Below are 23248 nucleotides of genomic sequence, written 5' to 3' on the forward strand. Positions count from 1 at the left end.
TTAGTTCGGCAAAATTGACCCCAGAGACTAAAAATAAATGCAGAAAATACATCTAGCGGACGCTCTCTCGTTCTAGACTATCCCCTTCTAGGCGAGTCCCAGATTATTAGTTCCAACGATAAGGCCTGGAGCCAAAGAAGCAAGGGGATTAGAAGCCAAATTGGCAGCAGACTCCCCTGTTAGATTTTTTTATGACCAATACACACTAAACAGAATGTGCTCCTTATATACACACGCAAACAGACGACGAACAGGAACAGTATAATCATATATACAAACTCATACGGTCTACGACGAACAGTATACAGAGCGCTATAATCCACGGAAGTCCCCTTCCCTTGCTCCTATATCTTTCACCCAGCTTCCATATGATGCTTGTCCTCCTTGATCTACTTTATATTTCACTTTGCCTTTATCCACGACTATTACTTCACATTACCGCAAGCGGACTAAACGAATCCCCAGTGAGAAAAAAGAAGAAATCCAGGCGCCATTTTCCACTTGATAAAAGAACATAAGTTCGTATATAATACAAACAAATGTTCTTATCGGAGATGATTCTGGTGAAAAAATACATGAACCAAGTGGTCGAGATCATTTACATGGATCGCAACGGGAAAATTACACAGCGCTCGATTCATATTCATGCTGTTCGCAACGGGCTGGTGCGGGCAACATGCCTGCAGACGGGAGCTCCCAGAGCCTTTAGAAATGAGCAAATACTCGCTCTTCGTCCTGTAAAGCAAACTTCAAAGCAATTTGGAAAACAACCTATGAAACTTTCTGGAAACCACTATGTTAAGCATCATGGAAACCTTTCTGGAAACCATCCCATTAACCATAATGGTAACCTTCCTGTAAAACACTCTGTAGACCGTCTTGCAAACCAACTTGCAACTGAACTTGCAACTGAACTTGCAACTCAACCTGTTAACCATCCTGTAAAGCACTCTGCTCTTCACCCTGTAAAACAGCCTGGGCTAGTGAAGGGAGGCAAATATCATGCTTCCTGATTTGGAACGCAAGCTGCTCCGAATTATTTATAATTTTTGGTCACAGCGCCGCCGAATCCCAACGATGAAGGAACTTGAACGTACAACTGGCAGGGCGGAACGAGATATTGTAACAGCTTTGCATCAGCTGGAAAGAGAAGAATACCTCCAATGGCCGGATAAATCCACATTGCATACCATGAGGCTGCTGAACGTTTTGCCGTCCGAGGGGCAGGCAAAGATCAAGTCACGGAGTGGATTGCGCAGCGATATCGACTATTGGACGAATTATTGAAATCATTACATATGATTAAAACGATGGGGTTAAAAAACACTTGCCTTTTTAGAGCAGCAGTTATAGAATCGAAGTAGATACTTGTACGTACAATTAATGATTTGCCTTGTATATATAAATATTGTATTTACAAGTTAGTCATCTACTATTTTAAGATACTAATCACTCTGGGAGGCGTTAACGCAATGAATTTGAAACCGTATTCATTTTGGTTTGTAACAGGAAGTCAGCATCTGTATGGGCCTGAGACATTGGAAGAGGTAGCCGAGCATTCACGCATCATTGCCGAACAGCTAGATAAAGATCCTGTTTTTACACATTCCGTTGTATTTAAACCGATTGTAACCACACCAGATGAAATTTATAAATTGATTATCGAGGCTAACAGCGATCCATCTTGCGCAGGGATTATTACGTGGATGCATACATTCTCTCCGGCAAAAATGTGGATCCGCGGCCTTTCTCAATTGCAGAAGCCATTGCTTCATTTCCACACTCAATTTAACCGCGATATTCCTTGGGAAACCATCGACATGGATTTCATGAACCTGAACCAATCCGCCCATGGTGACCGGGAATACGGGCATATCGGAGCGCGACTCGGGATCGCTCGCAAGATCGTAGTCGGATACTGGGAAGACGCTGAAGTTCGCGATGATATCGCGGGATGGATGCGGACAGCTGTTTCCTTCGCGGAGAGCCGCAGCCTGAAGGTAGCCCGCTTCGGCGATAACATGCGAGAAGTTGCGGTAACCGAAGGCGACAAGGTTGAAGCGCAAATCAAGCTCGGCTGGTCGGTGAACGGTTATGGTGTCGGCGATCTCGTGCAGCTTGTGAATGAAGTCAGCGATGCTGAAGTGAAGGCGCTTCTGGATGAATATGCGGAGAAATATACGATTACCAAAGAAGGCTTAAGCGCTGGGCCGGTTCGCGACTCCATTGCTTACCAGGCACGTTTGGAGCTAGCCATGAAACGTTTTCTTGAAGCAGGGAACTTTGGCGCGTTTACCACGACCTTCGAAGACTTGCATGGTCTGAAGCAGCTTCCGGGTCTGGCCGTACAGCGCCTAATGGAAGCCGGCTACGGCTTCGGAGGCGAAGGCGACTGGAAGACGGCGGCGTTGACTCGTGTTCTTAAAGTGCTTGCCGATAATAAGAGCACTTCGTTCATGGAAGACTATACCTACCACTTCGAGCCAGGCAACCATATGATTCTCGGTGCGCATATGCTGGAGGTATGTCCGACGATCGCTGCTACGAAGCCGACGGTTGAGGTTCATCCGCTGGGGATCGGCGGCAAGGAAGACCCGGCCCGTATCGTTTTTGACGGTCAAGACGGCCCGGCAGTAGCTGCTTCACTCGTAGATTTGGGTCATCGCTTCCGTCTGCTAGTGAATGTTGTTGACGGCGTAAAGGTGGAACAGCCGATGCCGAAGCTTCCGGTTGCCCGCGTGCTGTGGAAGCCGCAGCCATCGCTTAGAGAATCGGCAGAAGCATGGATTTTGGCAGGCGGGGCTCACCATACAGTTCTGTCTTATAAAATTTCCGCCGAGAACTTGTCCGACTGGGCAGAGATGGCTGGAATCGAAGCCGTTATTATCGACAAAGATACTTCGCTGCGCCAGTTCAAGAACGAGCTTCGCTGGAGCGATATGGCATATCGCCTGCGGTAATGGCCGGAAGGATACCGATTCCGCGCGTTCCCCGGCCTGTGATACAATAACGGATAGAACAAGAGCATAGGCTGAGGTGAATGATGAGTAATCGGCGGATTCCAAAATATTTGCAGCTCAAAAACGAACTGTTGTCGTGGTTTGAAACGGGAAAGCTGCAGCCCGGACAACAGGTTCCATCGGAGAACGAGATATCCGAGCAGTTCGGCATAAGCCGGCAAACGGTACGCCAAACGTTCGGTGAATTGGAGAAGGAAGGCTGGCTGGAGCGGATTCAAGGCAAAGGCACCTTCGCCAGAAACCCATTGCGCCGAGAGGGCGAGCTGGTTAAGACGATCGGGATTATTACGACATATATATCGGATTATATTTTTCCGCATATCGTTCGCGGCGCAGAAGCTGAGCTGCGCAGCAAAGGATACCGGCTTCTTCTCTCAAGTACGGATAACAACAAAGAAAAAGAAATGGAAAGTCTGCAATTGATGACGAGCCAGCCGCTGAGCGGGCTCATCATCGAGCCAACGAAGAGTGCGGAAGGGAATCCGAACTTAAGCTACTTCCTTTCCTTGCAGGAGAAGGGCATTCCTTATCTGATGATCAACGAGAAATATCGCGAATTGGAATGCCCCTGCCTGAAGGTGGATGACGAGCTTGGCGGCTATTTGGCTGCGCGTCACTTGCTGGAGAGAGGACATACTTCTATCGTCGGCTTCTTCAAGCGGGATGACCTGCAAGGAGTGAATCGCCTTAAAGGCTTTCTAGCCGCACACCGTGAGTTCGGAATCAGCATATCGCCAAATCGTGTCGTTACTTATACGACGGAGGAGAAGGGCGAAGCACCGTACGCCCAAGCCGTGCAGCTGCTGCAGCAGAACGAGGACGAACGTCCAACCGCTTTTGTGTGCTACAACGATCAGTTGGCCGTCGTTCTGATGGAAGTTATTCAGCAGAACGGCCTCCGGGTTCCGGAGGATGTTTCGGTCATCGGCTTTGACGATTCATCTCTTGCGCTTGCTTCAGGAACGAAGCTGACGACGCTGACTCATCCGAAGACGGAGATGGGGGAGCTTGCCGCCAGACAGCTCATCGGAATGATCGAGCAGGGGCAGGTATTTGAAGATACGGTTTTCAAGCCGAAAGTGGTTGAACGGGATTCCGTGCAAAGAAGGGAACAAGAACAAGCGAATCAAGAGATTGAAATACACAGCTAGAGTCCGATCATCGGACTCTTTAGATGTGACTTGTACGTACAATGTGATCGGGATCAGTTAATTTTGATGTAGCGCGAATAAGGTCAATCAAAGCGCACGGTAAAGTGCAAGGATTAAGGTGCGGGACGGTAAGGTAAAAGATAAGGTTCAGGGTAAAGCAAGTACAAGGTAAGGCACCGGATTAGGCACCAGATAAGACATCAGATAAGACACAACATAAGACACAAGCAAGCACATGGTAAAGCACAAAATAAGGTGCTCAATAAGATATTTGAATAAAAGAGGAAGGGAGTGACCGCGTATGTTGGAGGCATTAAAACAGCAGGTTCTGGAGGCTAATTTGGAGCTGCCGAAGCACGGTCTGGTTACATTTACATGGGGGAACGTCAGCGGCATCGATCGGGAGAGCGGATTGTTTGTTATCAAGCCGAGCGGTGTACCTTATGAAGAATTAAAAGCGGAAGATATGGTCGTCGTTGATTTGGAAGGGAATGTGGTTGAGGGCAGTCTGCGCCCATCCTCCGATACGCCGACTCATATGGTGTTATATCGGTCTTTTCCAGATATCGGCGGTGTCGTGCATACCCACTCCCCTTGGGGAACGAGCTGGGCTCAGGCCGGAAAGGCGCTGCCTGCTTATGGAACGACGCATGCGGACTATTTTTACGGCGAGATTCCTGTTACAAGACCAATGACGCGAGAAGAAATCGAAGGAGCTTATGAGCTGGAGACGGGCAATGTTATCGTGGAACGTTTCGCTAATATCGACCCGAATCAGGTTCCGGGAGTGCTGGTACATGCCCATGCGCCGTTCGTATGGGGCAAGGATGCCCATAACGCGGTTCATAATGCGGTCGTTCTGGAGGAAGTGGCGAAGATCGCCGCACGCATGCTGCAGCTGAATCCTCATGCTGCTCCGATGGATCAAACGCTGCTGGATCGTCATTTCCTGCGCAAGCACGGAGCTAAAGCTTATTACGGACAAAATTAAGGCGATATAGAACAGGAGGTTTTTCATATGGCTAAGAAGTATACCATTGGGGTGGATTATGGGACGCAATCAGGGCGCGCGGTACTCGTGGATTTATCGAATGGCCATGAGGTAGCGGATCATGTGACTCCTTATCCTCATCACGTGATCGATGAGCAGCTGCCGGGCTCCGGCATTAAACTGGAGCATGACTGGGCGCTGCAGCATCCTAATGATTACCTGGAAGTGCTGCGAAATTCCGTTCCGGCGGTAATTCAGGAATCCGGCATCGATCCGGCTGACGTCATCGGGATTGGGATCGACTTTACGGCGTGTACGATGCTGCCGATTGACGAGAAGGGTCAGCCGCTTTGCTTTGACGCCAAGTATATCGATCAGCCGCACAGTTGGGTAAAGCTGTGGAAGCATCACGCTGCTCAGCCGGAGGCGGATAAGATTAACGAGATCGCGGCGGAGCGGGGAGAAGCATTTCTGCCGCGTTATGGCGGCAAAATTTCCTCCGAATGGATGATTGCAAAAGTATGGCAAATCCTCGATGAGGCTCCTGAAATTTACGAGCGCGCGGATATGTTCCTGGAAGCGACGGATTGGGTCATCTCGCAAATGACGGGCAAAATCGTCCGCAATAGCTGTACTGCCGGCTACAAAGCGATTTGGCATAAGCAGGACGGCTATCCGAGCAAGGAATATTTCAAAGCGCTTGATCCAAGACTTGAAAATCTCACAGAGACAAAGCTGCGCGGAGAAGTCATTCCGCTTGGTACAAATGCGGGCGGCCTGACCGAGCAAATGGCGCAAATGATTGGGCTTAAGCCCGGAATTGCTGTTGCGGTAGGGAACGTCGACGCACACGCAGCTGTGCCGGCTGTCGGTGTTGTTACGCCGGGCAAGCTGGTGATGGCGATGGGTACCTCGATCTGCCACATGCTGCTCGGCACGGAAGAGAAGCAGGTGGAAGGAATGTGCGGCGTCGTAGAGGACGGCATCATTCCGGGATTGTACGGATATGAGGCGGGGCAATCTGCGGTGGGCGATATTTTTGAATGGTACGTGGAAGAAGCCGTTCCTGGCTATGTCAAGGAAGCAGCGGCAAAGGAAGGAATGGGCGTTCACCAATGGCTTGAAAAAGAAGCTGCAGCTTATAAGCCGGGTCAAACCGGGTTGCTTGCGCTGGACTGGTGGAACGGGAACCGTTCGGTTCTTGTCGATACGGATTTGACCGGACTTATTCTGGGCATGACCTTGCTCACGAAGCCGCAGGAAATCTACCGTACCTTGCTGGAGTCAACGGCATTCGGAACTCGTAAAATCGTAGACGCTTTCCATAACAATGGAGTAGCGGTGGATGCACTGTATGCTTGTGGCGGATTGCCGCAAAAGAACCGTCTACTGATGCAAATTTATGCTGACGTTACGAATCGCGAAATATTCGTTGCCGACTCCAAGCAGACGCCTGCTTTGGGTGCAGCAATGTTTGCAGCCGTAGCAGCCGGAGAAGAAGCTGGCGGCTATAATACGATCATTGATGCTGCAGAGCGTATGGCCCGGGTGAAGGAAGAGACATTCAAGCCAATCCCGGCGAATGTTGAAGTTTATGACCGTTTATACCAAGAATACAGCAAGCTGCATGATTATTTCGGCCGAGGCGAGAATGACGTCATGAAGCGGCTTAAGAGCATCAAGAAATCTACAGAATAACGGCGCCCGATTGGAGGAAATTCGGCATGGATAATTCCTTGGAAATAGACCGTCTGGAGAAAATCGTTCTTGAAGCAGATGCAATCCATAAGGTAGCTCCTTTTTTAAAAGAGCGTGTCCTGCATCACACCGTAATTGTAGCGGATCAGAACACCTATGATGCTGCAGGCAAGGCATTGGAAGAGCATCTTCGCTCACAAGGGTTGAACACGGAGCTATGTCTTCTTGATCCGAATGAGACAGGCGATGTTGTTGCGGATGAACAATCCGTAGTCCAGCTGCTGCTTGAAGTAAATCTGGGCGTGACTGAGGGGCTGATCGCTGTAGGTTCCGGGACGATTCATGATATCGTTCGCTTTGTGAGCCATAAAACGGGAATACCGTTTATTTCGGTTCCTACGGCCCCTTCCGTGGACGGCTTTACATCGGCAGGAGCGCCACTCATTATTCGCGGGGTGAAGAAGACCGTCGCAGCCGTGCCGCCGATAGCTATATTTGCCGACTTGAATATTCTGACTCAGGCCCCGCAGCCGCTCATTGCAGCGGGATTTGGAGATATGCTTGGCAAATATACCTCCCTGTTCGATTGGAAGGTATCCCATCTTACGGGCGGGGAGCCTTACAGTGAGCAGGCAGCGAACATGACGGAGCAAGCGCTCAAGTCCTGCGTGCAGCATGCTGCGGACATAGGACAGCGCACAGAGGATGGCATTCGCATCCTGATGACGGCCTTGATCGAATCCGGTATAGCGATGCTGTTGTTCGGACAGTCCCATCCAGCTTCAGCCGCTGAGCATCATCTGTCTCATTATTGGGAGATGGAATATTTGCGGCGGGGCAACCGAGCGCTCTTGCACGGAGCCAAGGTGGGTGTCGCTTGCGCTGAAATCTCCCGCTTGTATCACGCTGCTGTAGATGAGGGCATATTCCCCGGACAGCAGCCGGAAGCGCTGCGCAAGTACAGCGGCCAAATTCGGGAATGGATGACCGATGTGCCATCGGAATCCCGAATTCGAGAGCTGCTGGTTGTAACGGGAGGCCCATCTACGCTGGAGGAGCTCGGCATTGATGAAGATTTATTCACAGAGAGTCTGCGCGAAGCGCATCTCGTGAGGTATAATCGGCATACTTTGCTCCGCGCGCTGAATGAGGCTTAATGAATTGATGTTTATCATTGGACGACAAAGGATTGCTTGGACTCATGCCAGGCAATCCTTTTGGTTGAATAAATAGTATAAATCATTATTTCTGATTCATTTTGTGAAAAGTGATTTTCAATATAAAGAAATCAATCGGGTTAACCGATATATTATTGTGCGAAATTGCACTAATATATTTTATAGAGGTGACGTTAGTGGAGTGGTATTTAAAGGTTCTTAAAAACTATGTCGGATTTGAAGGGAGAGCAAGGCGTACAGAGTATTGGATGTTTGTTCTGTTCAACTTTATTGCTTCGTTCGTCCTTGGCTTTATTGGCGGATTCATAGGCCTTGATTCAATTTTAGCTTATATTTATTCATTGGCTGTTTTATTGCCGAGCCTAGCAGTTGGCGCGCGTAGATTGCACGATACGGGAAGAAGCGGCTGGATGCTCTTGCTAGCTTTGATTCCTTTAGTAGGTGCGATTATTCTACTTGTGTTCTTGTGCCAAGATAGCCAGCCAGGCGATAATAAATATGGTTCAAATCCTAAAAATTAATTCTTAAATACATATAGTTTAAAAATTAGGAATTATAAGCGAGAGTCCAAAGGCCGTCAAAGGTCTTTGGGCTCTTTTTAGTATTAGTGACGATTGTATGGTTTTTGTTTCGTTAATTATCATTTTTACTAGGATATCGTCAAATGAATAAAATATCCGTCGTTGCAATCGAAAATTTGTCATTTAATATTGACCTTTGGAAAAATAAGGATTATATTGGAATTACATATATATAGGATTGTTTCTATATTATGGTTTCAAATTCTAGTTTTGAATATGGTTACAGGGGGTGATTGCTGCTTGAACCTTACAACAACGATATGCGACGAACTGGAAGATTACATGAAGAGGGAGGCGATGACGCTTCATCTTTTTGCAGAAAAATCCGGAGTTAACGCAGGTACGTTAAGCGGCATTTTAAATGGCAATCGGCCAATCGCCATAGGGCAGTTAGACCGCCTTACACATGCGATGGGCCTCCCTGAAGGAAGTCTGTATGAATTGTTTGTAGATGAGTGCTTTATCTCGGCAGCCCCTCATTGGCGGCGGTTGCGTCCGTTTTTGCTTCGCTGTGCCGAACTGAAGAAGCTTGATTGCATACGGGAGGTTTTATTCCGTTTGCTTGAAGACCTGAAGCAAATTACAGGGATTTTTGAAACGGCTGAATTAATGTTTGAGCGGGGATGGTATGATGCGGCTATTATTATGTATGAGAGTGTAATTGAAAGTGAAAGATCTAACCATTCCGAACGGCTAGCAATTAGCTATTACAGGATTTTTCATATTCACCATAAAGAAGGACAAAAGAGTTTAAAAGCTGCCGCTCAGTTTCTGCCCTTTCGGCATCGTTTGCCAGAATCATTAATACTAGACGGACTCGTTATGTTATTAGAAATGTACTACATTAACAAAGATTGGGAAGAAGTTGAGAAATATTCTGATGAGTTGTGTGAATTAGTTAATGTTTTATATAAGAATAATAGATGGAAGGATGCTGGTTTTAGTCCAGCACGACCATTCATTTATTATTATGGAATGGGGTGTTTGTATAGAGGTGCAAGTTATGAATATCGAAAAATGTACGATGAATCCAGAAAATGGATAGGAAAGTATGCGGATTTAAGCTGGTTTGAAGATTTAGATGAATCAAATTTAGTTGAAGTAGAACGATATAAAATGTTTGCTAAAGCTAATTTATTGTCGATTGATATTAAAGATGGCAATCAGTCAAGGATACCTGAATATATTAAATTTCTTCAAGAGAATCCTAGTGAAATTCTTGAGGGTTTAACTTCATTACTTGAATCTGCTAATCGTCACAAGTTTTTTGTGGACGAGCATCTCAGTAAATTTTCAGATGAAATTCAGTTCTATAGTGAGGTTACTAGGGAAGCCTATAGTAAACAGAATGAAACTTCAGTTCGCTATAAAGAGCACGTGCATACATTTCGCTGTTCTTTATTTTTTCAGAAGTATGCAATTTACTGCTTCAGAAAGAAGCTATTAGCAGATGGATTAAAGAATACTTTACAGAGTTTTAAATATTCACTGAAAATTGATAATAGACACATTATGGTTAATAGTATGACATTGTTTGAATTGTATCGTGATTATACAACGCCAAAACAACGAACTGCTTTTAAAAAAATGTGTAGAGAGGTGTGGGAAAATAATGAAGAACTCAATGTGGATGATTATAACTATTCTCGCAACTAGTGCTCCAAAAATCATTACTACACTTACACATGGTGCAGGATATTAAAATGTTGTTATGTGTTGGATAAGTTGATTGTTTCACCCGACCAGCCCCTAAAGCTGGTCTTTTATTTTACTTATTTAACCAATTATAGAAAATAATGAGTTTTGCAAAAACTGTATGAAGGGCATATTAAGCAACTTATCCTAAAATAACCATAAGGTGGTGTTTTAGGTGAATAGAACAAAATCCAAATATATTAAACATAGAATAGAAGAAGAACGGCAGCAGCTGGGGGTGCTGGCTGAACAATATGGTTTGCAAGATATGCGCGTGCTGAGGCAGTCTATGGAGCTTGATCGGCTGATTAATCATTACAATGAAGTAAGATATGATTATATGCGCAGGAAAGTGCCGATTGCCTGAAGCAATCGGCTCTTAAATAACACAGAAAACAAGCTCCACACTTTAACAAAGAAGTGGAGCCTGCTGAGTTCATGCATGCGTGCATGCTATGATTGCACCTAATTCGTCTTGGATTTGTTGTAAATATCGAAGGCCACGGCCAGAAGCAGGACAAGTCCTTTGATCCCTTGCTGCCAGTCGACCCCAAGGCCGATGAGGGACATGCCGTTGTTCATGACGCCCATGACCAGGCCGCCGATAATGGCGCCGATGACGGTGCCGATGCCGCCGGAAGCGGAAGCGCCGCCGATGAAGCAGGCTGCGATCGCATCCAGCTCAAAGTTCGTGCCCGCCTTTGGTGTCGCCGAGTTCAGGCGTGCCGCAAAGATGAGGCCGGATAACGCGGCCATGGCGCCCATATTGACGAAGACCCAGAAGGTCACTTTTTTCGTCTTGACCCCGGATAATTTCGCGGCTTTCTCATTGCCGCCCAGCGCATAAATATGCCGCCCGGCAATCATCCGATTCATCACGAAGGAATAGATAACGATAAGGACAAACAGGATGACGAGAATATTCGGAAACCCGTTATACGTCGCCAGCACGTAAGTGAATACGTTGATAACGGCGACGAGCGAGACGACCTTGGCGATGAATATCCAGATTGGGGCGATTTCAAAGTTGTATTTGATCTGCGTCTTGCGATCCTTCCATTCCTGCCAGATGACGAGCAGGGAAAGGATGACGCCGAGCACGACCGTCAGGATGTGAATGTTCGCGCCTCCGAACCAGTCCGGCAGGAAGCCCGAGCTGATTTTCTGGAAGGACTTCGGAAACGGTGAAATGGATTGGCCGCCTAGAATGATCATAGTAAGCCCGCGGAACAGCAGCATCCCGGCTAAGGTGACGATAAAAGCGGGGATCCTCACATAAGCGATCCAGAAGCCCTGCCACGCGCCGATCAGCGCCCCAACCCCAAGCGAAATAATGACCGCGAGGAAGGGAGGAAGCTGCATATCTACCATCATGATGGCTGCCAATGCCCCGATAAATGCCGCGATGGAGCCGACCGACAGATCGATATGTCCGGTAATGATGACCAGTACCATCCCGATGGCTAACACCAGGATATAGCTGTTTTGCAATATCAGGTTCGTGACATTCAGCGGCTTCAGCAGAATGCCGTCTGTCAGGATTTGAAATAAGACTGTAATGAAGACTAAAGCGATAATCATGCCGTACTGGCGGATATTTTTTTTGAAAAGCTCGCTAATCATTTGCATCTCCTTACCCCCTGCCTCGAGTCATGGATTTCATCAGTACTTCCTGGGTGGCGTCCTCGCGGTTGACCTCGCCGGTAATGCGCCCTTCGCTCATGACATAGATGCGGTCGCACATGCCGAGAAGCTCCGGAAGCTCCGAGGAGATGAACAGGATGCCTTTCCCTTCATCAGCCAGTTGATTGACGATGGAGTAAATTTCGTATTTGGCGCCGACATCAATGCCGCGGGTGGGTTCGTCAAGAATAAGAATTTCGGGCTGCGCGTAAATCCATTTGCTGAGCACGACCTTCTGCTGATTGCCTCCGCTCAAATTAACTGTTTTCTGCAAAATGCTCGGCGTCTTGATCTTTAATTTTTCGCGGTATTCCTCGGCCACGAGAACTTCTTCGTTCTCATTGATCACGCCGCGGCGGGAAAGCTTGCCCAGGTTGGCGAGAGAAATATTCCGCTTGATATCATCGATTAACACAAGCCCGTAGTCCTTGCGGTCTTCGGTCACATAGGCGATGCCATGCTGGATCGCCGTGCTGATATCGTTCAACCGGATCTCCTTGCCGTGCAGCAGCAGCTTTCCATGGATGTTCTTTCCATAGGACTTGCCGAAAATGCTCATCGCGAGTTCCGTTCTTCCCGCGCCCATGAGGCCGGCCACGCCGACAATTTCGCCGCGCTGGATATGAATATTGATATTGTCCAGCATTTTACGTCCTTCCTGCTCGGGGTGATCCACTTGCCAGTCCTGTACCTCAAAAATCTTCTCCCCGATATTCGGAACTCGTTCCGGGTAACGATGGGTTAAGTCACGCCCAACCATACCTTTGATGATCACATCCTCCGTCACCTGATCCTTGCGCATATCCAGCGTCTGAATGGTCTTTCCATCCCGCAAAATCGTGATCGAATCGGCGACCTTTTCGATTTCATTCAGCTTGTGAGAAATAATAATCGAGGAGATTCCCTGTTTCTTCAGCTCCAGGATCAGGTTGAGCAGGTTCTCGCTGTCATCCTCATTAAGCGCAGCCGTCGGCTCATCGAGAATAAGCAGCTTGACCTTCTTGGAGAGCGCCTTGGCGATTTCCACGAGCTGCTGCTTGCCGACCCCGATGTTAATGACATGGGTATTAGGGGATTCCTTTAACCCGACAGTTGCAAGCAGTTCTCTCGTTTTGACCGTCGTTTCGTTCCAGTTGATGATGCCGCGCTTGGTTTGCTCATTGCCGAGAAAAATATTTTCCGCTATCGATAGATAGGGGATCAAAGCCAACTCCTGATGGATGATGACGATGCCCAGGCTCTCGCTCTGCTTAATATCCTTGAATTCGCAAATCTCGCCTTTGAATAAAATATCTCCTTCATACGAGCCATGCGGATAGACACCGCTCAGCACCTTCATCAGCGTGGATTTGCCAGCACCGTTCTCCCCGCAGAGGGCGTGTATTTCGCCTTCTTTAACTTTTAAATTCACATTCTCCAGCGCCTTGACGCCCGGAAATGTCTTCGTAATTCCTCTCATCTCCAAAATGAAGTTACTCACTGTCTTCACCAAGCCTTTCGTCTCCATTCGAGTACAAAGGATAGCGGAGGCCGGGTAGGCCACCGCTGTATTTGCCGCTTACGCGAACCACGCTATTGCAGCGTGGAGTCTGCTTCCACAAGGCTTAAGGCGCTTGCAAGCAGGTGCTCACGTTCACGCAATTTACAGTCCAAGCTCCTCTTTGGTGTAGTAGCCGGTCTCTACCAACTCTTTTTCTACATTGTCCTTGTCTACCGATTTTGGCTCCAGCAGATAGGAAGGCACGACTTTGACTCCGTTGTCGTAGGTTTCGGTATCGTTCACTTCCGCTTCCGTGCCTTCGAGAATGCTGAGAGCCATGCCGACTGCTTTTTTAGCTAGCTCGCGCGTATCCTTGAACACCGTTTGCGTCTGTTCGCCTGCTAGAATCGATTTAATCGAAGCGAGCTCCGCATCCTGCCCGGTGACGATCGGCATAGGCTTATTGCCGGAACCGTAGCCGACGCCTTTCAGGGAGGAGAGAATACCGATACTGATTCCATCATAAGGAGATAGAACCGCATCGACGTTCTCGGTTGCATAGTGAGCGCTCAACAGATTATCCATGCGCGCTTGCGCTGTTGCACCGTCCCAGCGAAGGGTGGCGATTTGCTCCATTTTCGTCTGGCTGCTGCGGACGACCAGTTTGCCGGAATCGATATAAGGCTGAAGAATGGACATCGCTCCGTTGTAGAAGAAATAAGCATTGTTGTCATCGGGTGAGCCGCCGAACAGCTCGATGTTGAATGGGCCTTGGCCATCCTTTAGCCCGAGCTTCTCTTCGATATAAGAGGCTTGCTGTACACCGACCTGGAAGTTATCGAACGTTGCGTAGTAATCCACATATTCGCTGTTCATGATCAGGCGGTCATAAGCGATGACCTTGATGTCTTGATCGTGGGCTTTTTGCAGTACCTCGGTAATCGCGGAGCCGTCGATGGAAGCGATGACGAGAACGTCCACACCTTTGGTGATCATGTTCTCAATTTGGGACACCTGGTTCTCTACGACATCCTCGCCATACTGCAGGTCGGTGCCGTATCCGTGCTGCTGGAACTCCTTCACCATGTTGTTGCCGTCATTGACCCAACGCTCCGACGATTTTGTCGGCATTGCGATCCCGACCGTGCCTTTTTCACCTTTCGTCGTGCCGCCGCTGCTATTATCCTTGCTTCCGCAAGCGGATAAAGATAATGCCAAGACGAACGTCAGCAGCAATAAAGTTGCTTTTTTCATAATCGCTTACCCCCTGTGTATAAATTGATTTCACTTTATGAATCCGCTTTCAGGAGAAAGTATATCAAGGGGGGCCCACGTTCGTATTTACAATAAAGCTACTCTTTTTATAAAAATCAAACTTATTTGTTATGAAGCAAATTTTCTGATTAGGAATTATAAGGGAGGGAATGAGGAAAAAAACGTGTTACCAGAACAGTATTTACATCTATACATGTAAAATTTACATATTGAAATCAGGGTCCAAAGTTGCGCATTTCTTCGATGAAAGTGATATTTTTAAATGAAAAGAAAGAAAAATGTCGAAATATATTGATGCAAACGTTTGTATCTGTTATGATCGAGGTGTAAAAAGGTTGCCTGATGTGTAAAATTTACACAATTACATTCGTTGCAGTAGCTGGCGCCTTTTATTTTTTTAGTTTGCATTTGAGTTATTAAAAGGAGGTGATAGAGATAAGACGGATAGTTATTGACACGGATATTGGTGACGATATCGATGATGCGCTGGCGATTGTACTGGCTTTGAATTCCCCGGAGCTGGAAGTGATCGGGCTAACGACGGTATACAAAAACACCAGTCTCCGCACGAAATTGGCTCTACAATTACTTAAGGCCTATGGGCGGCTGGACATCCCCGTAGCTACGGGAATCGGAAGACCTATGATAAGCGAGACAGACACTGAGAGCATTCCATGCCAGTGGGCTGAAGAGTACCAAGCTATCGATCTTAACTGCGAACAGCATGCGGTTGATTTCTTGATTGATCAGGTAAGACGCGACCCAGACGTAACGATTCTGGCGATCGGACCTCTAACTAATGTCGCTTGCGCGATGATGAAGGCTCCCGAGGTGATGCGCCAGGCCAACATTGTCTTGATGGGCGGGATGCATTCGGCTTTTTATCCAGAATGGAATATCGTATGTGATCCAGAGGCTGCACAAATTGTGTTTAACTCGGCGTCTCAACTGACGATGATTGGGCTGGACGTCACTTTGAAGTGCAGGTTAACCCAGTCCGATGTGGACCGAATCAAGCTGGCAGGCAAAAGTGAAACCGATTTCTTGTCGCGTCTGCTGTCGCAGTGGATGGATTCATCGAAACATCTTCCTATCCTGCATGATCCATTGACGGTTGCTTATCTAAGTCATCCGGATTTGCTGGAATTCGCTCCGAAGAAGATTTCCGTAGAGTGTAAAGGGGAGTTCACAAGAGGAATGACGGTTGAACACCGGGACGTGTTTTTCGACCGCCCGATGGATACGAATGTAACGGCAGCCGTCAATGTGGATAGCGAAGCTTTTATTCAACTGTTTTTGCAAAGATTGCTCAAATGACAGGGGGACTACAGATGAAAAGCAGAAAAATATGGGCCATCACAATCCTTGCAATGGTGCTAGTAGTGGCGGGATGCGGCGGCAACGCGGGCAAAGGCGCAAATGATCAAGGCTCTGGCAAAACAGAGCAAGTAACGATCGAAATTTTTAACCAAAAATCAGAGGTCAAGGATTATTTGAATCAAATCATCGAAAACTTCGAGACGGAGAATCCGAACATCAAAGTCAATCAGGTTCAGGTTCCGGATTCCCGGAAGGTTCTGTACAATCGGCTCGCGAGTAACGATGCTCCAGATATCATGTCCATTTTCCCTAATGAATCCGACTTCAGAACGCAAGCTCAGTCCGATTACTTCATGGATTTGACTGGTTCGGATGTAATCGCTAACATTAATTCGCAATTTCTTGACAGCGTTAAGGTCGACGGCAAAGATTACAGTGTGCCGCTGACGATGAACGCTTATGGAATTTTCTACAACGTGGACAAATTCAACGAGCTTGGCTTGAAGGTTCCAACGACCTGGGCGGAGTTGGAGCAAACGGTTGCTGCGATCAACGAGAAAGGTGTCGTTCCGTTCGCCACCAGCTTTAAGGCTGCCTGGTCGGCAGGGCATCTGACCGAAGCGTTGTTGACCAATGCCGTGGGCTACGAAACAGCCGACAAGTTCTTCCAGGATACTTCGGCCAAAGCGGAAAGCGATCCTGGGATCCAGAAGCTGCTGGCTCAAATGGATTTTATCCGCGACAACAGTCAGGCTGACGCCGCGGGGGCGGACTATCCGGATGCCGTGAATCTGTTTGCCACCGGTCAGGCGCTGATGCTCCCGCAAGGGATCTGGGCCGTACCGATGATCGAGCAGGCGGGCATGGAAGAGGAGTTCAAGATGTTCCCGATTCCAAATGAAAGCGGTAAAGGCGCCGTAGTCGGCGGTATTGACTATGCGCTGGCCATCTCCGCTTCCACGAAGCACCCTGAGGAAGCCAAGAAGTTTGTGAAGTTCATGACCGATCAGAAAACGGCGCAATTCCTGGCCGATAACGAAAAATCGCCGTCCACGATTACTGGTGTCAAAGCAGACGCTCCGCAGACGGAGGATGTGACGAAGCTGATTACAGAGGAAGGACGCTTCTATCCTTGGTTGCACTTTAACTGGAAAGCGGGTCTGGACTCCAGCTGGGGCACGGAAACATCCGCGTATCTGATCCTGAAAGATAAAGGTGCCTTACTGAAATGGATTGACCAGGAATTCGGCAAGTAACAGTAGACAAGCAAATGTGGGACTGGAGAGGATGGTTCATTCTCTCCGGTTTTATTAATTATGAAATGAGGGGGATCGTGATGAAAACATTTAACAGATATGCCCATTACTTGTTTACGCTGCCCGCGCTTCTGTTGTACGCCGTTTTCTTCCTTTACCCGATGGTGAACGGATTTTTGTACAGTCTGAGTGATTGGGACGGGCTGAGCAAGACGAGTCAGTTCATTGGGGTAGATAACTATGTGCGGCTAGTTCAGGACGACCGGATTCGCAACAGCCTTGGCTTCACTTTTAAATATGCGCTTGGCCTGATCGTGTTGACGGTGGTTCTTGCCGTACTGATCGCCGTACTGCTCAATAGAGTTCGCCGCTTTCAAGCGTTTTACCGCACTACGTATTTTTTTCCGGCCGTGCTTAGCATGATTACCGTGGGTTTGATCTGGAACCAGCTGTTTTCGCAGGCGCTTCCGGCCTTCGGCAAGGTGATCGGCTCGGATTTGTTGTCCCGGAACCTGCTCTCGAATCCGGATTGGGCTTTCTTTGGCCTTTTGTTTGTTAGTCTGTGGCAGGGACTGGCCATTCCGACGCTGCTGTTTCTGGCGGCTTTGCAGAGCGTGCCTAAGGATTTGATCGAGGCGGCCAGCCTGGACGGGGCAAATGCCTGGCAAAGGTTCCGTTCCGTCGTTACCCCGTTCCTAATTCCGACACTGAACATCGTTGTTATTTTATCGGCTAAAAGCGGGCTTACCGCGTTCGACTACATTATGGCGATGACAGGAGGAGGACCGGGCAGGAAGACAGAAAGCGTCGGTTTGCTCGTTTACAATTTTGCCTTTCAGGAATTTAAATTCAGCTATGCGAGCTCGTTGGCGATCCTTCTGTTTGTAATCATCGCCATCGTATCCATCGTACAAATTCGCTCTATGAGCAGATTAGAGGTGAATGCGTGATGAACGGCAGCAGTGAAAAGCGATTGTCCGCAGTCAGCTACATTTTGTTGTCTGCGGGGCTGATTGTCATTTTTTTGCCTCTGTATTTGACGTTAATTACGGCCTTCAAGACTAGCAAGGAAAGCGCGAGAAGCTTCTTCTCCTTCCCTTCGGAGCTGTATCTGGGCAATTTCAAGGAAGTGCTGTTCAATAACAACTTCATCCAGTTTTTCTCTAACTCCGTCGTCATTACGGTTGTGTCTATCGTGCTGATTCTGCTGGTGGTGCCGCTCACAGCCTATGCCATTAGCCGTAATATGAACAGATGGTATTTCAAAACGCTGTATATTTTGTTTATTATGGGGATTATTATTCCCTTCCAGGTCATCATGCTGCCTGTAAGCAAGTTGATGACGGAGCTTGACCTGCTGAACCGTTTCGGTCTGATTTTGCTATACGTCACTTATGCGCTGACGCAAGGCGTATTTCTATATGTCGGCTATATTCGTACGACCATTCCGAAGGAATTGGAAGAAGCGGCTGAGGTTGACGGCTGTACCAAATTCAGAACTTACCGTTCGGTTATCTTTCCTTTGCTCGCTCCTTTGACGGCTACGGTAATTATTATAAATGCCTTCTGGATATGGAACGATTTCTTGCTTCCACTATTGATCCTGAACAAATCGGAAACGTACTGGACGCTTCCGTTGTTTCAATATAATTTTAAATCACAGTATTCGTTTAACTACAACCTGGCCTTTGCTTCATTTGTCATGACGGTGATCCCGATCATGCTAGTGTACGTATTCTTCCAGAAACAAATCATTGCGGGCTTGACTGGTGGGGCAGTAAAAAGTTAAAAATCGGGGTGAAGCAGATGAAATTTCCTGACAATTATATGAAGAAATTGTATGGTGGTTGGTTGGGCAAGGTGATCGGCGTGGTGCATGGCGCCAACATTGAAGGCTGGTCTTACGAAAGAATTGAACAAACCTTTGGGGAAATTACGGATTATCCTTATTTGTTCAAGCATTTTGCAGCGGATGATGATATTAACGGGCCTGTGTTTTTCATGAGGGCGCTTGCTGATTTTGATCCACAGCAGCTAACGGAGCGCGAAATGGCTCATACGCTGCGGAACTACACGGGGGAGGGGCACGGGTTCTTCTGGTGGGGCGGCTATGGGGTTTCGACCGAGCATACGGCTTATCTGAATTTAAAAAACGGCGTTCCGGCTCCATTGTCTGGATCCATCGAACAGAACGGCAAGACGATGGCCGAGCAAATCGGCGGGCAGATTTTTTCGGACTGCTGGGGGCTTGTATGCCCGGGCAACCCCGTTAAGGCGGCGGAACTGGCCGGCTTGATGTCCAGCGTGACGCATGGCGGGGACGGGATCCGGGGTGGGCGATTTATCGCGGCCTGTATCGCATCCGCATTTGTCCGGGAAAGGATCGAAGATATCCTTGAGGATGGTTTATCTGTCATCGAAGAAACCAGCGATTACGCCCGGATGGCGCGGGATGTTATTGACTTTCATCAGAAGCATCCGGAGGATTGGCGCGAGGCGTTCGCTTTTGTGCAGGAGAAGTACGGGTACCAGCATTACGAAGGGGTCTGTCATATTATTCCTAACGCAGCCGTAATCGTGTTATCCTTATTGTACGGGCAAGGAGATTTCAGTCGAACGATCAATATCTGCAATATGTGCGGATGGGATACGGATTGCAACGTCGGCAATGTGGGAACCATTCTCGGAGTCTTGAACGGTCCTGACGGGATCGAGGCGAAGTGGACTGGGCCGATCAACGATTTCGTCTGCTGCTCCGGTATTCTCGGCAGCTTGAATTTACAGACAATTCCGCAAATCACCGTAGATACGGCAAGGCTGGCAAGCAAGCTGCACGGGGAGTTGATTCCGGAGTGGGACGATATTTTGCAGGACGGCAGCACCCATCATTTACATTTCGAGTTTCCCGGATCAACACATGCGCTGGAGTGGAAATATCGGGGGAATGCGCGAATTTTGCTCACCAATACGGATCGCGAAGCTTACAAAGGGCGGCGTTCCCTGCAGTTGACGGCGCCTTCCGTGTTTACCGGAACGACCTTTGACGTATTCTTCCTGACCTACGGTTCGCCGCGCGATTTCGATGACAGCCGTTATGACCCGGACATTTCGCCGACCGTTTACCCGGGTCAGACTGTGGAAGCCTGGCTCAAGCTCGACGAAACGGTGGGCACAGGGCTTCACGTTCGCCTGTTTGCGGAGGATGATTTCACAGGGCGCCGATTGTACAGCGACCTGTTTGTACTGAGTGGGGAATGGCAGCGTGTGAGCTATCGTATACCTAATGCCGAGAATTTCGTCATCGGCAAAATCGGCATGGAGTACGCGGTCAGCGGAGACTCCAGTCTGCGGGAAAAATCATTCTCCTTGAAATGGTTCCTGGATGAGCTTAAAGTATACGGTCCTGCAGATTATGCCATCGATTTTGCTACCCAGCGTATGGAGAAGTGGAATGCGCTTCATCAGACCGTGTCCCAGCTTACTTATCTGCGGGGCATATGGAGGCTGGAAGACGGCCGGCTGGCCGGCGGCCATGGGTATGAACCCGCCGAATGCTACACGGGCTCCCACTTGTGGGACGATTACCGCTTTCGGGTCAAGCTGACACCGTTGAAAGGAGAACGGCACGCCGTCTTATTCCGGGTTCAAGGAGCGATGCGGGGATACGCCGTTGGTTTGGCTCCAGGACAAACGATTGCACTATACAAAAATGACGAGGACTATCGTACATTACAGTCCTATCCATTCCCGTGGAAGCACGGATTGGAATATGAATTTGAGGTAAGTGTTCGGGGCTCCCTAATCGAGGTATCGATCGACGGAAGCCCGGCCGTTCAATATCGGGATGAGGATGCGCCTTATTTACGGGGTGCCATCGGCTTCGGCAACAGCGGGGGAAGCCGCACGGCCTATTCATCCTATCAAGTAAGGCCATTGAAATAAAGAAATTATGTGGTGGTGTTGAAACTTGGCGACGATCAAAGATGTGGCGGAACTGGCCGGGGTATCGATTGCGACGGTATCCCGCATGATTAATCAAAATGGATATGTCAGCAAGCAGGCTGAACAGCGGATTATGAACGCGATGGATCAGCTCGGATACGAGCCGCTGATTTCTCGCAGGATTGCAGATCGTAGTATGCCTACGATTGCCCTAATTCTTCCGGATATTACAAACCCGTTTTTCTCCGAATTAGCCAGAGCAGTTGAGGATACTTGTCAGCAGCGGGGTTACACCGTTTTTTTCTGCAATTCCGACAATCAGGATTTTAAAGAGAAGAGTTATTTGGATGCGCTGCGCAAACGAAGAATTGACGGAATCATTTATGCATCTAATTATCTGACACAGGAGGAATTGAACAAGCTTGGCCGTGAGAATATTCCTGTGGTCGTATTGGATCGACCGTCGAATACTGGGAAATGTGCGTTGATTCGCTGTAATAACTACGAAGGCGCTCAGATTGCGGTAAAGCATCTGTTGGATATTGGCTGCAAGAAAATCGCTCATATTTATGGCCCGCAAGAAATCGTCACCGCTCAAGAACGGCTTAATGGCTATGAGGACTACGTCAAGTCTTTTTTTTGGTATACGCCGTCACTGATGGCTCCTGGTGATTTTCAACTGGAAGGCGGGATGCAAGCGGTAGAAACGCTGCTGCTGAGGCATCCCGACATTGATGGTATTTTTGCGGGCAATGATTTCATGGCGATCGGAGCGCTTAAGGCTTTGCATCGAAAAGGCGTTAAAGTTCCGGATGATATAGCGGTGTGCGGGTTTGACGGCATCAAGCTGGCCGGAATTGTTGAACCTGAACTGACAACCGTCGCCCAGCCCATTTACGAGATGGGAGAAAAGGCGGCCCGCATACTGATACAACAAATCGAAGCCCGGGACACAAAGTTCGACTCGGAAATGATTGAGATCAATGTGTCATTAATCATCAGGGATTCAACACGAAGGGATAGTGAGTAGCATGATAGGCAAGCAAGGTCCTAATATTGTCGTGATCGGCAGTATTAATATGGATATTGTCATAGAGACCCCGGTTATTCCGGAAAAGGGGGAGACGATTTTAGGCAGTGAGATGAAGCTTCTTCCGGGAGGGAAAGGGGCGAATCAGGCGGTAGCCGCTTCCCGGCTCGGCATGGAAACTTCTTTTATCGGCGCAATCGGAAAGGATCGCTTTGGCGAGCAGATGCAGCAGGAATTAAACCGGCATTCTATCAATCAGGCGCTGACTGTGATGCCTGAGGAGAAGACGGGGATTGCTTCGATCTGGATTCATGACCAGGATAACCGTATTGTGGTCATACCTGGAGCCAACGGGAAAATTACCTGGTCTGACATTGAGCTTCGGAAGTCGTATATCGACCGCTCAGATGTTGTGCTGCTGCAACTGGAGATTCCGCTGGACACGGTGGTAGAGTGCATAAAATACGCGCACGGAGCGGGTAAGAAGATCATTCTGAACCCGGCTCCTGCGCAATCATTGCCGGAAGAAATCTATCCGATGCTGTATTCGTTGACCCCCAATCGTCAGGAGCTGTCCGTATTGGCCGGCGCGCCGGAGATCTTACAGGAAAACGATTTTACGGCGTTGTATGCGGCGATGCGGAAAATGATCGACAAGGGACTTCCCTCCATCATGGTTACACTGGGGGCGGATGGTGCCGTGCATATGAATGCATCAGGGCATACGTTCCATATTCCCGGCAGGAAGATGGATGTCACGGACACGACAGGTGCCGGAGATTGCTTTAACGCTGCTCTAGCGGTTTCTATTGCCAAAGGCTTGAGCATGGAGCAGGCCGCTGAATATGCTGTGGCAGCCTCGGCGCTGGCGGTGACCAAATTCGGCGCGCAGAACGGGATGCCGGAAGTGGCGGAGGTTACCCGGTTTATGGAGTACGCATTTTGAAA

Annotated in this window: 20 protein-coding genes; 17 read left to right on the top strand and 3 right to left on the bottom strand. The window is 48.5% G+C overall.

What is annotated here, in order from left to right:
* Positions 1-563: 563 nt before the first annotated feature.
* From ACE3MQ_RS26830 to ACE3MQ_RS26875, 10 genes are all read left to right on the top strand, one after another.
* Positions 564-1013: a hypothetical protein gene (locus ACE3MQ_RS26830; RefSeq protein ID WP_379398605.1), complete on the top strand. Its 450-nt coding sequence runs from the start codon at positions 564-566 to the stop codon at positions 1011-1013.
* The gene (locus tag ACE3MQ_RS26835) at positions 1003-1287 is read left to right on the top strand and encodes a hypothetical protein (protein WP_379398607.1); all 285 of its coding nucleotides are present in this window, start codon (positions 1003-1005) and stop codon (positions 1285-1287) included. Before ACE3MQ_RS26830 ends, ACE3MQ_RS26835 begins: the two co-directional genes overlap by 11 nt.
* 185 nt (positions 1288-1472) lie before the next feature.
* Positions 1473-2960, top strand: coding sequence for an L-arabinose isomerase (gene araA, locus ACE3MQ_RS26840; protein WP_379398609.1), 1488 nt, complete (start codon positions 1473-1475; stop codon positions 2958-2960).
* Positions 2961-3043: 83 nt separating this feature from the next.
* Complete coding sequence (locus ACE3MQ_RS26845; RefSeq protein WP_379398653.1) at positions 3044-4171, top strand: GntR family transcriptional regulator; 1128 nt, start codon at positions 3044-3046, stop codon at positions 4169-4171.
* Between the two features lie 301 nt (positions 4172-4472).
* On the top strand, positions 4473-5162 hold the full coding sequence (gene araD, locus ACE3MQ_RS26850; protein ID WP_379398611.1) for an L-ribulose-5-phosphate 4-epimerase: 690 nt from the start codon (positions 4473-4475) through the stop codon (positions 5160-5162).
* A 27-nt stretch (positions 5163-5189) separates the two neighbouring features.
* Positions 5190-6860 (top strand): ribulokinase, encoded by a 1671-nt coding sequence (locus ACE3MQ_RS26855; protein WP_379398613.1) that lies wholly within the window; start codon positions 5190-5192, stop codon positions 6858-6860.
* 26 nt (positions 6861-6886) lie between these two features.
* On the top strand, positions 6887-8017 hold the full coding sequence (locus ACE3MQ_RS26860) for a sn-glycerol-1-phosphate dehydrogenase (RefSeq protein ID WP_379398615.1): 1131 nt from the start codon (positions 6887-6889) through the stop codon (positions 8015-8017).
* A gap of 197 nt (positions 8018-8214) precedes the next feature.
* A complete protein-coding gene (locus ACE3MQ_RS26865; protein ID WP_379398617.1) occupies positions 8215-8559 on the top strand; it encodes a DUF805 domain-containing protein in 345 nt (114 codons plus the stop codon).
* A gap of 300 nt (positions 8560-8859) precedes the next feature.
* Positions 8860-10275, top strand: a complete 1416-nt coding sequence (locus tag ACE3MQ_RS26870; protein ID WP_379398619.1) for an XRE family transcriptional regulator — start codon at positions 8860-8862, stop codon at positions 10273-10275.
* 214 nt (positions 10276-10489) lie between these two features.
* The gene (locus tag ACE3MQ_RS26875; RefSeq protein ID WP_379398621.1) at positions 10490-10681 is read left to right on the top strand and encodes an aspartyl-phosphate phosphatase Spo0E family protein; all 192 of its coding nucleotides are present in this window, start codon (positions 10490-10492) and stop codon (positions 10679-10681) included.
* 98 nt (positions 10682-10779) lie between these two features.
* Here the strand turns inward: ACE3MQ_RS26875 and mmsB are convergent, their stop codons facing one another.
* The 3 genes from mmsB to chvE form a co-directional block, all read right to left on the bottom strand.
* A complete protein-coding gene (gene mmsB, locus ACE3MQ_RS26880; RefSeq protein WP_379398623.1) occupies positions 10780-11943 on the bottom strand; it encodes a multiple monosaccharide ABC transporter permease in 1164 nt (387 codons plus the stop codon).
* Positions 11944-11947: 4 nt separating this feature from the next.
* A complete protein-coding gene (mmsA, locus tag ACE3MQ_RS26885; protein ID WP_379398655.1) occupies positions 11948-13477 on the bottom strand; it encodes a multiple monosaccharide ABC transporter ATP-binding protein in 1530 nt (509 codons plus the stop codon).
* Between the two features lie 162 nt (positions 13478-13639).
* Complete coding sequence (gene chvE / locus ACE3MQ_RS26890; protein WP_379398625.1) at positions 13640-14731, bottom strand: multiple monosaccharide ABC transporter substrate-binding protein; 1092 nt, start codon at positions 14729-14731, stop codon at positions 13640-13642.
* Positions 14732-15178: 447 nt separating this feature from the next.
* On the opposite strand from chvE, the gene ACE3MQ_RS26895 reads away from it, so the two are divergent.
* From ACE3MQ_RS26895 to rbsK, 7 genes are all read left to right on the top strand, one after another.
* On the top strand, positions 15179-16069 hold the full coding sequence (locus tag ACE3MQ_RS26895; RefSeq protein ID WP_379398627.1) for a nucleoside hydrolase: 891 nt from the start codon (positions 15179-15181) through the stop codon (positions 16067-16069).
* Positions 16070-16083: 14 nt separating this feature from the next.
* Complete coding sequence (locus ACE3MQ_RS26900; RefSeq protein WP_379398629.1) at positions 16084-17328, top strand: ABC transporter substrate-binding protein; 1245 nt, start codon at positions 16084-16086, stop codon at positions 17326-17328.
* An 80-nt stretch (positions 17329-17408) separates the two neighbouring features.
* Positions 17409-18278: a carbohydrate ABC transporter permease gene (locus tag ACE3MQ_RS26905; protein ID WP_379398631.1), complete on the top strand. Its 870-nt coding sequence runs from the start codon at positions 17409-17411 to the stop codon at positions 18276-18278.
* On the top strand, positions 18278-19117 hold the full coding sequence (locus tag ACE3MQ_RS26910) for a carbohydrate ABC transporter permease (protein WP_379398633.1): 840 nt from the start codon (positions 18278-18280) through the stop codon (positions 19115-19117). Before ACE3MQ_RS26905 ends, ACE3MQ_RS26910 begins: the two co-directional genes overlap by 1 nt.
* A gap of 17 nt (positions 19118-19134) precedes the next feature.
* The gene (locus ACE3MQ_RS26915) at positions 19135-21270 is read left to right on the top strand and encodes an ADP-ribosylglycohydrolase family protein (RefSeq protein ID WP_379398635.1); all 2136 of its coding nucleotides are present in this window, start codon (positions 19135-19137) and stop codon (positions 21268-21270) included.
* A gap of 25 nt (positions 21271-21295) precedes the next feature.
* Positions 21296-22300, top strand: a complete 1005-nt coding sequence (locus ACE3MQ_RS26920) for a LacI family DNA-binding transcriptional regulator (RefSeq protein WP_379398637.1) — start codon at positions 21296-21298, stop codon at positions 22298-22300.
* A gap of 1 nt (position 22301) precedes the next feature.
* Entirely contained in the window at positions 22302-23246 is a 945-nt protein-coding gene (gene rbsK, locus ACE3MQ_RS26925; protein ID WP_379398640.1) for a ribokinase, read from the top strand.
* The last annotated feature ends 2 nt before the right edge of the window (positions 23247-23248 follow it).

The organism is Paenibacillus lentus (genome assembly GCF_042714055.1).
GTDB classification, from domain to species: domain Bacteria; phylum Bacillota; class Bacilli; order Paenibacillales; family Paenibacillaceae; genus Fontibacillus; species Fontibacillus lentus_A.